This is a genomic window from Mycoplasmopsis arginini (genome assembly GCF_965278885.1).
Lineage (GTDB): Bacteria > Bacillota_I > Bacilli_A > Mycoplasmatales > Metamycoplasmataceae > Metamycoplasma > Metamycoplasma arginini_B.
In genome coordinates this window covers 83,010-95,131 of the sequence record NZ_CBDIHE010000003.1, presented here as the reverse complement: position 1 = coordinate 95,131, position 12,122 = coordinate 83,010, and the positions used below count along the sequence as shown (strand labels likewise).

Here is a 12,122-nt window from a genome sequence, read left to right as displayed (position 1 = left end):
ACACCAATTGTTATTAAAATATTTTTCTTTTTATTTGACATATATTAAGCTCTTTTCATTTCTAATTTGAATTCAATTTCAATATTTTTCTTAGTAACTAAATTTTTAATTTCTAGAGAAGATTTCTTATTTAAATAATCAACACTTAAATTAAAAATAAATTTTGGTTTCTTATCTTTTATAAAAATATGTTTGCAATTTAATTTTTTATTTATAGCATCATAATCTTGTTTTTGATTAGAGTTAAAAGCGAACTTATCGACATAGTGTCATAAAACATTTTTCTCATTTCTTAGAATATAAGTGTAATTTTTTTGAGCATCAATATCATTTAATTCTTTAAAAACATCATCAAAAAGATTTTGATTTACTTTTAGCATTACTGAAAAATAATCATCTTGATTTGTGTTTCTAACTTGGCACTTTCTATGTACTCAATTAAAAACAAAATAATATTCATTATTAGATTTTACAATTTTTGAAATTTGTTTTGATTTTAAGGTGTTTTCATTGATTGAAAAATACTTTTCTGCTTCTTTGTTTAAACTTATTATTTTTGAGTCAAATGCATATTCTTCTTTCTCATATTCTTTAGGTAAATAAGGTTTTGTATATGTGTTGTAATTATGAATTGCTATTCCACCAAAGTAAAATCCTAAAATAGTACTAGGAATTAATACACCAGCTAATGTTCCAAACAAAATTTTTTTACTCTTATTAGTCATTTATTATTCCTTTCTTATTTTTATAAAATAAAAATCAAGATACTATTAATATCATAGTTCTTTTTCTTTATTTTTTTTTTTTAAAAAAACCCCCCAAACTTTTTACAAAAAATGCAAATTTTTATTTAAATTATAAAAAATATCAAGATATTGCCAAATTTAGTCATTAGATTTTTAGCGTTTGTGATACAATTTATATATTGTTTTAACAATCTATAAAAAAATAGGAGTATTGCATGTCAAATAATAATCAAAAAAATATTCAAGATGTAATTGCGCACTTAAAAAATCAAGGTTTTGTTTATCAAAATTCTGAAATATATGGTGGTGTTGTTAACACATGAGATTATGGGCCTTTAGCAACAACAATGATGACTCAAATTAAAAATATTTGAATTAATGAATTTATTAGAAAAGAAAAAAATTATCAAATTGATTCAAAGATTATAATGAATAAGAACGTTTGAAAAGCCAGTGGACATATTGATAATTTTTCAGATTTTTTAATAGAAAATAAAGTTAATAACAAAAGATATAGAGCTGATCATATTGTTAAAGATTTATTTCCTGAAATTAATGTTGAAAAATGCACATTTGAAGATTTGGAAAAAATAATTAAAGAAAATGTTAATAAATATGATGGTGTTGCAACTGATTGGGGAGTGATTAGACCATTTAATTTGATGTTCAAAACTCAAATGGGAGCTATTGATAATTCTTCATCAGAAACATTTTTAAGATCAGAAACTGCACAAGGTATTTTTGTTAATTTTAAAAATTTGACAAGAACCTCAAGAGCTAAGCTACCATTTGGAATTGGACAAATTGGTAAAAGTTTTCGTAATGAAATAACTCCGCGTGATTTTATTTTTAGAACAAGAGAATTCGAACAAATGGAACTTGAATTCTTTTGTGAAGAAAAAGATAGTGATAAATTCTATGAATACTGAATTAATAAATGTAAAAACTTAGTTACTTTTTTAGGTTTAAAAGAAGACAATATTCGTATAAGACTTCATGAAAAAGAAGAATTAAGTCATTATTCAAAAGGAACTAGCGATATTGAATATTTATTCCCTTTTGGATGAGGAGAATTATTAGGAATTGCAAACCGTGGTAATTATGATTTATCTCAACATATGAAATTTTCGGGTGAATCATTAGAATACCTTAAAGAAGATGGAACAAAAATTATTCCTTTTGTTATTGAACCTTCAATTGGGCTAGATAGATTATTATTTGCATTAATAATTGATGCATTTGACATAGAAAAATTAGATAATCAAGAAGAAAGAGTTGTGCTACACTTAGACCAAAAAATCTCGCCATATCAAATTGCTATTTTACCATTAATGAAAAAGCAATCTGAAGAAGCAAAGAAAATTTTTGAAGATTTAATTGAAAACACAAATTTAAGAGTAACTTATGATGAAAGTGGTTCAATAGGAAAAAGATACCGTCGTCAAGATGCTATTGGGACACCATTCTGTGTAACAATTGATTTTGATACCGTTGAACACAACACTGTCACAATAAGAAATCGTGACACAATGAAACAAGACACAATTTTAGTAAGTGATATAGCTAAGTATTTAGAAGATCAAAAAAAATAAAATAATGAAATTAGGGATAAATGATAAAAGAAAATATATGAGAATTTGTTATTTCTAAAAGCGACATTGTAAATATAGTTGGTCAATATGTTTCTTTGACAAAACAAGGAAAAAACTATAAAGCTTGTTGTCCTTTTCATGGAGAAAAAACCCCTTCATTTATTGTTAGTCCAGAAAAAAATATATTTAAATGTTTTGGATGCGGAAAAAGTGGAAACGCTATTAAATTTATTGAGTTTAAAGAAAATTTATCTAGCATTGATGCATTAAAATTGTTAGCTAAAAAACAAAATTTAGATATATCTCAATTTGGTGATTTTTCTAATAAAGGAAATTTTTCAAATGAACATTTTAAGATTTTAGAAGTTAATAAAAGTGCTTCAAATTTTTTTAGATATCAAATTACGTTTGAAAAATCTGAATTTTTAAAAGATTATCTTAAAAAGAGAGATTTAAGTGAAGAAATAATAAAGGAATTTCAAATTGGTTTTGCTTCGAAAGATAAATCGATTTATGACACTTTAAAAGAGCACCAATTTGATTCTTTTGAAATTTTTAATTCCTCTTTAGTTTCAAACTATGATAATAAAAACTTTTTTAATGACCGTTTAATGTTTCCGATTCATGATGAAATTGGAAACATTGTTGCTTTTTCTGGTCGCGATATAACGGGATTACAAAATCAAAAATATTTAAATAGTGCAGAAACAATAGTTTTTAAGAAAAATGAAGTTATGTTTAATTATTTTCATGCTAAGGAGGAAATATTTAAGCAAAAAGAAGTTTATTTAGTTGAAGGGCAATTTGACTGCATTGCTTTGCATAAAACCAATATTAAAAACGTTGTAGCTATAATGGGTACCTCACTTTCGATTAATCATCTTAAAGAGTTATCAAATAAAACTATAACTTTATTTTTTGATAATGATTCTGCAGGCAAAACAGCAACACTAAAGAATCTTAAAATTATTTTATTTTATGCTTCTAAGTATCAAATTAATGTTAAATTTGTTATTAATAATTTAAATAAAGACCCAGATGAAATTTATAAATTAGATCAAGGAAAAACTTTAAATAAATTATGTGAGAACAAAATAGATATTGTTGAATACTTATTTAACTTGTGTAAGGAAAATATTCAAGATAATAATCAATCATTTGAAAAAAATAAAAAATTTGAAGAGATTTTTGAATATGTATACTATGTTGATAAGTCGTTAGTTTTAATGTTAAAAGAAAAACTGATTGCAAATAATATTTTAAACAAAGAATTATTCGAATATTATTTTTCAAATTCAAAACCTTATTTTCCTTCTGACCCATTTTTTAAAAATAAATTAACTGATTCAAAAATAAGAAATAATTTTAATGAAATTAGAAGCCAAAATATTCAATCAAAAAATTTTGATGTTAATTTTGATAAATTATTTTTAAATAAAGACAATTTTCAAGAATCAAATAACATAAAGCAAAATTTAAAGACTAATAAACAATTAAATAATCTTAATTATAAAAAAACAAAACTTAGGGAAGGTTTAAGTTCACATTATACTTTATTGAAAGATATTTTATTAATGTCATTAAACCAAGAAGTATTCATTAAACAATGAAGAAACGATAAATTTCACCAGTTAGACCTAAAAGATGAATCACAAAAATCTTTAAGAAAATTAATTACATATATTATTAGAAAATCAAGACAAGGTTACAAAATCAATCAGAATAATTTAATTTCTTTTATCGAAAATGATATTAAAGAAATAAGTAAAACAAACCGCAACGATTTAGTTAAGGAATACAAATCATATCTAGAAGAAGCGATTCGAATTTCGCAAATTATTTTAGATAATAATTTAAATAATCAAGATATTGATTTAATGCTTAATAAAGTTGATGAATTTGTTGAACGAAGAACAAAAACTGGTAAACAAATTTTGATTTTCAACAAAGGAGAAAAAAATGCCAAATAAAGATTTAGAAAAATCAATAGACTATATAGTTTCTGTTATTGAGCAAGAAATAGAAAAAAAACAAAAGAAAGATAAAACTAAGAAAACTTTTTCACAAGAAGAAGTGTTTAATATTATTGATAAGAAAAAACTTTTTGTTGATGAAGAAGAAGCAGATTTATTGTTAACAAAATTATTTGAAAAAAACTTAATTTCTAATAATGTAGATGATGGTGATAATGATGATGTTGATGGTTTTGGAGATGATGCTCAATTCAATGAGAATGCTTTAAAAGATATTGATTCTGAAGAACCAGATAATGAAGAAATTGATTATGATTCAGAATATGACGATAGTACTAGAGTTATAAATGATGATTCTAGTTCAAGTGATGAAGAAGAAAATTATAGCGAAGATGATGAATATATTTCTACAAGAATTGGTGGAGAATACGAAGATGATGATGAATATAATTATGATTTAAGCGAATATGATGATTATGGCGATAGCGGCTGAAAAAGTAGTCGTAGATCTTCAGAAGATTTTGAAGCTTCAAAACTATTAAAGAATTACGATAGTGAAGAAATTAAAATTGGTACTTTAAGAAAAAATTCAGAAAATAGTAATTTATCAAACCGTTTAACAGAAACAAATGATATTGTTAAATGATACATGAGATGAATTGGTAAATATGGTAAACTTTTAACTCCTAAAGAAGAACTTGAAACCGCTGAAAAAATGGCAAATGCTCGTGAAAAAGGCGATTATTATACATATAAAAGGGCTCGTGATTTATTAATCAAAAGAAATTTAAGACTTGTTATTAATAATGCTAAGAAATATAAAAATCGTGGTTTAAGTTTTATTGATTTAATTTCTGAAGGTAATTCAGGAATTATGAAGGCGGCTGATAAGTATTTACATACTAAAGGTTATAAATTTTCAACATATGCAACTTGATGAATTAGACAAGCAATTACTCGTGCTGTAGCAGATCAAGCAAGAACAGTTAGAGTTCCTGTTCACATGGTTGAAACAATTAATAAGGTCTTAAAAATCGAAAGAGAATTACAACAAGAAAATGGATATCCACCAACAGATGAAGAAATTGCTAAGAAATATGGTGAACCAGAATTTACTGCTGATAAAGTTAGATATATTAGAAAAATTAACATTGATCCTATTTCCTTAGATAAAAACATTGGAAAAGAAGAAAATTCTAGTTTTTCTGATTTTGTTAAGGACGAAAGTGTTATGAGTCCTACCGACTTTTCTAGCCAAGAAGAATTAAAAGTAATTATAAACGAAATGATTAACTCTTTACCAGACGAATCAGATCAACTTTTAATTCGTAAAAGATACGGAATTTCTGATCCTAATGGTGAATCATATCGTCCACATTTATTAGATGAGATTGCAAAAGAATTAGGAATTACCAAAGAAAAAGTTCGTCAAATGGAAACAAAAGTTTTACGTAAATTAAAACATCCACAAAAACGTAAAAGATTAAAAGAATTTTTTGCTAATGAAGGTTATAATTCCGATTAATTATAGGAGATTTTAATATGATTAAATTAGGTAGTCATATTTCATTTGCAAAACCTGATTATTTATTAGGTTCAGCAAGGGAATCAATTGAAAATAAAGCAAATTGTATGATGATTTATTTAGGCCCTAATCAATCTACTTATCGTGTTGATAAGCAATATTATCAACTTGATGAATATCTTAAATTATATTCTTCTAAAGTAAAACCAGAAGATATTGTAATTCATGCTCCATATATTGTTAATCCATCAAATCCTGAAAAATCAAAGTTTGCAATTAACTTTTTAGTTTCAGATATAAAAAGAATGAATTATATTGGTGCTAAATATTTGGTTCTTCACCCTGGATCTCATACAATTTATTCACAAGAACAAGCTAAAGCAAGCTTAGTTTCTTCTTTAAAACAAATTCTTGCGCAAACTAAAGATGTAGTTATTACTTTAGAAACAATGGCAGGAAATGGAACTAATTATTGCAATAGTTTTGAAGTTTTAAGAGATGTAATTGAAGAGGTTAAATCTGAACGTGTTGCTATCTGCCTAGACACATGCCACATTTGAGATGCCGGTTACAATATTAAGGATTATGATAATTTTAAAAAATATTTAAAAGATAATGATTTTTTAAAATATATTAAAGTTTTACATTTAAACGATTCTTTAAATCCGTTAGGTGCTAAAAAAGATCGTCATGCTAATATTGATAAAGGTTACATTGGGCTAGAAACATTGCAAAAATTTGTATTTGATAAAGACTTTGATAATATACCAATTATTTTAGAAACGCCATATATAAATAATAAACCTCCTTATAAAGAAGAAATAGCTTTATTATTAAACGAAAGCGAACCAACATTATTTTAAAAAAGAGCAAAAAAGTTAAGCAAAAAGTTTAAACTTTTGCTTTTTTTTATTTTTTTGTCAATAAATAAATTGAATTTTAATCTTTTTTTTATAAAGAACTATAATAAAAACACTATAAAAGGATAAATAATTATGAATAAAAAGGATTTTTATATCAATTATCAATTTCGTCAGTGCTTGATGATTAATTATTGCTTTTTAATAAGTAAATAATCATTAAGTTTGTTTTTAAATAAATTTTTAGATAAAAAGTTTAAAAGAAGGTTTTTAATAATGAATAAAATTAGTAAAAAGAAAAAAATTATTATTGCAATAGTTGTTATAGCAACAGTGCTTTCTATAATCGGAATCATTTTAGGATTCTTTGGAGCTTTATCGAAAGGATATCATCATTTTTATGGATAAATCAATTTGTCTTGAAAAAAATATTTCCAAATCAAAATGAGTTTTAGGGCTAACAATCTATTCGATAATATTAGCAATATTTTTTATAGTTACTTTATTGTATACTCAAGATTTCCTAAACACTCAAGCAAGATCTGCAGCAAATAAATTCGAAAACTACGAAGAAGGTGTTGAAATTTTTTGATTCAAAGGATTTAGAATTTCAATATTAGTCATCTTATCTGTCTTAACCATTTTCTTTATTGTATTATTTGTAAAATTCTGAACTAAAATTAAAACAAATAATAAACAAGATAAAATAATATCAATAATTTTATTTTCAATTAACTCATTTTTATTATTCTTATCTTTTATTTATGTTGGTATTTTAATTCATTCGATTGATGTTGTTTTGTGAACATTAAAATATGGATGATGAGAAGGTGGGATAGTTAAAAAAGATAATTTAAGAATTGCAATAATCTATTACAACTATATAATTTGAATTGAAGCGGTGCTTTTTGTTTCAAGTAGTTTATTTACGCTTATTTCAATATTTCAAATTTATCACTATGGTAAAATAGTTCATAAGAAACTTTACTTATAATTTAAAAAAGTAAATAATAAAAAGTTGCTTAAACAAAGCAACTTTTTATTATTATTTATTTATAATCTTCTGGTCTGCTTAATACTTTAGCACCTGTTTTAGTAACAAGAATAGTGTCTTCTACACGAGCTCCACCAAGATCTTTAACATAAATTCCTGGTTCAACGGTAATAACCATCCCTTCTTCTAAAACAACATTACCTGATCTTCTTCCTACACCTGGTAGTTCATGAACATCAATACCAACACCATGTCCGGTAGAGTGAGTAAAGAATTTACCATAACCTTTTGATTCAATATAATCTCTACAAATTTTATCGATTTCAGATGTTTCAATACCTGGTCTAACTGCTTCTCTTCCTAATCTTTGTGCTTCGGTTACAATATCTAAAATTGTAACTAATTCTGGGGATTTAGGTTTTCCAAAGAAAAATGTTCTGGTAATATCACTTGCTCAACCTTTGTATTGAGCTCCAAAGTCAACCTTAACAATATCGCCATCCACTAATTTACGGTTTGTTGGGTGGTGATGTGGTTCAGCAGCATTTGAGCCAAACGCAATAATTGATTCAAAACATTCTTTTTCTGCACCAAATAAACGCATTAAATATCCTAATTTATTTGAAGCTTCTAATTCAGTCATACCTTCAACTAAGATTTTCTTAAATTCCTCAAAAGCTTGTAATGAAATTAAACAAGCTTCTTCTATTTGTTCATATTCTTCTTGGTCTTTTTTAATTCTAAATTGTTTACCTTTTAAATTATGGAATTTAGCTTTAGGCAACATTTGTTTAAAATATTCTAATGTTTGAACTTGTAAATAATCTGCTTCGATACCAACATTTGCATATTTCTTTTTTTCTAAGAAATTAGCTAATGTATTTCCATTTGATTCTAATAAAATAACTTCAACATTCTTTGCAAACTTACTTGCATATTCAATGTATCTGCCGTCAACAAATAAATAAGCTTTATCCTTTTCAATTACGATAAAACCATCACTTGTTTGAACGCCAGCATATCATAATGTAGTTTGTGGTGCTTCTGAAATAATTGCATCTAATTTTAAATCATCAAAAATTTTGGTTATTTCTTGTTTTAGCATTTTTTACTCCTAATACTTATTTCTTTTCTTTGTGACCTGTGTGTGCATTACATTTTGGACAGTATTTTGTTACTTCCATTTTTTCAGGGTGTAACTTTTTGTTTTTCTTTGTAATGTAGTTTTCCATTTTACATGATTCACATCTTAATGTTAAACCTTCTCTTGGCATAATTTTCCTCCTGATTAATTTTATGTGAATATATTTAATAATAAATATATTAAAAATAATAATAAATTATATTATAAAAACGTTTTAATTTAGTGTTTTTGTACAATTAAACTTACTTGATTATTAAAGAATTTATAAAAAAATAGTTAGTTGAATTGCAACTAACTATTAAAGAAAGGTTCGTCATATGAAATTTGATCAGAATTATTTTTATCTTTACTCTTTGAATTCTCTGAACCTAATTTCATTTCTTCGTTCTCTTCATTTTTAACTTCCGCAGATTCAATAACTATATCTTCTTTAGAAATTTCTTCTTTCTCTTTTACATTATTTTTCTGTGCTTCAATATCTAATATATATTGCTTAGTAATTCCCTTTAGATATTTACGTAAGTATATTATTCCACTGATTCAAGCTAAAACAAGTCCTAAAATTAAAGGAATGTTAACATACAATAAATATAAATTATTAGTTACATGTTTTCCAGTGTCAGAATCAATTTTGGTAAATCAAGGAGCCGAGACAGCGATTGCAATAATTGCTAATGAAACAACAATTGTTTTGATTTTTCCTCATCAATTTGCTGCTACTTTAATATCCTTTTTAACAGCATATACTCTTGCTCCGTCCACAAATATATCTCTAATAATGAATAGAATCACTATTGGTAAATATGAATAGTTCATTAATGAAATAAATAAAAGCATTAATGTTGTAGCTATCTTATCAGCAATTGGATCAAATATTTTCCCGAAGTTAGAAACAGTCTTTGTTTTTCTTGCTACATATCCATCAATAAAATCAGTAATCATTGCAGTAATAAAAATTAAAACATTAATTCAATAAATTGCAGACAATGCTATTGAATATTTTTGTTCACCAACAATTTTTATTCCGTCATATCAAAATGTTCCATTAAATTTTGTTACTAACAAGAATGCTGTAGACATTAAGATAATAAATGGAATCATTAAAATAATTCTTAATACTGTTAATCAGTTTGCAACACCAAACCTTGTTTTATTTTGTTTTCTAGTTTTTTCTAGTTGTTTTTTATTTTTCTTCATAGAATTGTCTTTCAATAGATTCTAAAGTAATTTTTTCTAAGTTATTATTTCTTTTTTCTTCAGGAATGCTATTGTATTGATTTTCGAAAAACTCTAGTACATTATTAATTTTTTTCTCTCATAAATTAGGTTGAGTGATTGTTAATAATTCAGCATTTTCTACAAAAAGACTATATTTTTCATCATCTTTAAAAAAGAAAGCAAAATCATCTCTGTTAATTAATTTTAATAAAAGTCTTCTTGCACCTTCTTTAATTTGACCCATTTTATATAATGTTTCTTTTTCAACAAATTTATTTAATTCTTGCTTTGTAAAATCAATAACATGTTTGTATGTAATTATAAAATCATAATATAAAGCTAAAGTTTCAGCGTTTTTCTTATTTTCTAATTTTTCTGCTTTTCTCTTAGCACGTTTATTTTTAGTAGCTTTTCAAACAATGTAAGCAATTATTAATAATAAAACTACCGAAAGCAATGTATAAACTATAACTTGTCCATTTCCTTGCATAGTATCTCCTTAATTAGTTTTAAAAATTATATATTTTTATATTAAATTTATTATAAATAAATTCAAATTAATTTTTTTGTTTGTATAAAATTAAGCTTTCAAACGGCCCTAATTCTTTGGGTATTTCTGAATAAAATTTATTAGCATAAGAACTTGCTAATATTGAAAAATTGTTATAAGGAATTATCTTTCGATGATTATTTGTTAGGTTTATAAGAAAAATAATTTTTTGTTGGTTAATAGTATGCTTAATTTTAAATATTCCATTATTATGTTCTAAAATCACATTCTTATTTTTGAAAAATAAAGAAAAATCAGAATTAAAAACTAATTTATTTAAAAAATAAACAAAGTTAATGGTGCTATCCTTATTTTTTGTTTGACTTTCAACATTATTATGTTCAAAATTTATTGGAAGAAAAATGTTTTTATTATTTTGGTTAAATATTTTATTACTATTTCAAGGCATTTGAATATATGAAGATCATTTATTAAAATAACAGTTATATGTAAAATATTTTTCTAAGCTAACATTTTTTGATTGATAAAAACGTTTTTCTTCATTGTAATTTTCATTATTAAAGTCGAATTTTCAATTAAATTTAGCTCTTAAACAACCAATTTCATCGCCATAATATATACCAATTGAATTATTTCCTGAATATAATAGCATCATAAAACTTTTGACTGACTCGGTAAAATATGCTTTTTCGTTTCCTCATTTTGAAATTATTCGTCCTGATAAGTCAGAACCAAAAGAAATAATAACATTAGAATCATCCTTGAAAGCTGATAAAAACTTAAAAACTAAATTAAAATTTAAGCAACTTTTCTTGTTTTTCTTTAAAAAATCATTATTTCCAATTGTTGAAATTCATGTTAAGTATAAATAATCTAAACATTTATTTTCTAATGAAAGCATTTTTTTATATAAACCCAAATTATTATTATGTGATTTTAAAATTACATTCATTTCTGGTTTTTTTCTTTTTATAATTTTATATAAATCAGTAATAAATTTAAGTTTATCTTCATCTTTTAAACTATCAAAAGCAAGAAATTCAAAGTTATCTAAAATAATTGTTGAAGTATTTAATTTTAAATAGAAATCCAATACATTTTCAAAATATTTGATAAAGTCTGTTAATTCATACAAAGTTGTGTTTGTGATACTTTTATTAATTAAATAAGGATCTAGCTTTGTTAAATATTTATTTGTTTGCTTTTCATTTAAATCATACAAACTCATCATATTATTTCAGTTAATAAAAGACTGTTTAATATTTTTTAAATCTATTATTGGTGCGATTTCTATTTCATTTTCTTTAAATTTTTTCACTATTCTAGCGAAATCTTTAATTGAACCAAATTTGTTCTTTATTGAATCTAAATCAAATTCATTTTGATATTGGTTTAAAATATCATCAAAAGCAACAACATTTATTCCTAATTGTTTAAAATAGTCTAGTTTTAATTCAACACCTTTAAAATCTCCAAATCCACTTTTATTAGTATCTAAAAAGTTTTCTAGTTTTAGTTCGTATAAAATTATTTTTTTATTTGATAAATTCATTTCTATC

12 protein-coding genes are annotated in these 12,122 nt (G+C 24.3%); 6 read left to right on the top strand and 6 right to left on the bottom strand.

The genetic code is table 4. The features are described 5' to 3' along the window. Positions 1–44: 44 nt before the first annotated feature. Positions 45–725 carry a hypothetical protein gene (locus ACQW0Y_RS01660; RefSeq protein ID WP_427867453.1) on the bottom strand — a complete coding sequence of 227 codons (681 nt, stop codon included), beginning with the start codon at positions 723–725 and terminating at the stop codon, positions 45–47. A gap of 236 nt (positions 726–961) precedes the next feature. Here ACQW0Y_RS01660 and ACQW0Y_RS01655 point away from each other — a divergent pair, with 236 nt between their 5' ends. From ACQW0Y_RS01655 to ACQW0Y_RS01630, 6 genes are all read left to right on the top strand, one after another. Then, positions 962–2,338: a glycine--tRNA ligase gene (locus ACQW0Y_RS01655; RefSeq protein ID WP_427867452.1), complete on the top strand. Its 1,377-nt coding sequence runs from the start codon at positions 962–964 to the stop codon at positions 2,336–2,338. Between the two features lie 20 nt (positions 2,339–2,358). Then, on the top strand, positions 2,359–4,308 hold the full coding sequence (dnaG, locus tag ACQW0Y_RS01650) for a DNA primase (RefSeq protein ID WP_427867451.1): 1,950 nt from the start codon (positions 2,359–2,361) through the stop codon (positions 4,306–4,308). Continuing rightward, complete coding sequence (locus tag ACQW0Y_RS01645) at positions 4,298–5,836, top strand: RNA polymerase sigma factor (protein WP_427867450.1); 1,539 nt, start codon at positions 4,298–4,300, stop codon at positions 5,834–5,836. Before dnaG ends, ACQW0Y_RS01645 begins: the two co-directional genes overlap by 11 nt. 17 nt (positions 5,837–5,853) lie before the next feature. Further along, a complete protein-coding gene (locus ACQW0Y_RS01640) occupies positions 5,854–6,699 on the top strand; it encodes a deoxyribonuclease IV (protein ID WP_427867449.1) in 846 nt (281 codons plus the stop codon). Between the two features lie 273 nt (positions 6,700–6,972). After that, the gene (locus ACQW0Y_RS01635) at positions 6,973–7,104 is read left to right on the top strand and encodes a hypothetical protein (protein ID WP_427867448.1); all 132 of its coding nucleotides are present in this window, start codon (positions 6,973–6,975) and stop codon (positions 7,102–7,104) included. After that, on the top strand, positions 7,097–7,690 hold the full coding sequence (locus tag ACQW0Y_RS01630) for a hypothetical protein (protein ID WP_427867447.1): 594 nt from the start codon (positions 7,097–7,099) through the stop codon (positions 7,688–7,690). Before ACQW0Y_RS01635 ends, ACQW0Y_RS01630 begins: the two co-directional genes overlap by 8 nt. Positions 7,691–7,745: 55 nt before the next feature. Here the strand turns inward: ACQW0Y_RS01630 and ACQW0Y_RS01625 are convergent, their stop codons facing one another. From ACQW0Y_RS01625 to ACQW0Y_RS01605, 5 genes are all read right to left on the bottom strand, one after another. Further along, positions 7,746–8,795 carry an aminopeptidase P family protein gene (locus ACQW0Y_RS01625; protein ID WP_427867446.1) on the bottom strand — a complete coding sequence of 350 codons (1,050 nt, stop codon included), beginning with the start codon at positions 8,793–8,795 and terminating at the stop codon, positions 7,746–7,748. Positions 8,796–8,811: 16 nt separating this feature from the next. Then, on the bottom strand, positions 8,812–8,964 hold the full coding sequence (rpmG, locus tag ACQW0Y_RS01620) for a 50S ribosomal protein L33 (protein WP_004414614.1): 153 nt from the start codon (positions 8,962–8,964) through the stop codon (positions 8,812–8,814). 161 nt (positions 8,965–9,125) lie between these two features. Further along, positions 9,126–10,031: a CDP-diacylglycerol--glycerol-3-phosphate 3-phosphatidyltransferase gene (gene pgsA, locus ACQW0Y_RS01615; RefSeq protein ID WP_427867445.1), complete on the bottom strand. Its 906-nt coding sequence runs from the start codon at positions 10,029–10,031 to the stop codon at positions 9,126–9,128. Beyond that, positions 10,018–10,542, bottom strand: a complete 525-nt coding sequence (locus ACQW0Y_RS01610) for an MHJ_0274 family protein (protein WP_427867444.1) — start codon at positions 10,540–10,542, stop codon at positions 10,018–10,020. The genes pgsA and ACQW0Y_RS01610 overlap by 14 nt, the downstream gene beginning before the upstream one ends. A gap of 67 nt (positions 10,543–10,609) precedes the next feature. Beyond that, positions 10,610–12,115 carry an alpha-amylase family glycosyl hydrolase gene (locus ACQW0Y_RS01605; protein ID WP_427867443.1) on the bottom strand — a complete coding sequence of 502 codons (1,506 nt, stop codon included), beginning with the start codon at positions 12,113–12,115 and terminating at the stop codon, positions 10,610–10,612. Positions 12,116–12,122: the final 7 nt, after the last annotated feature.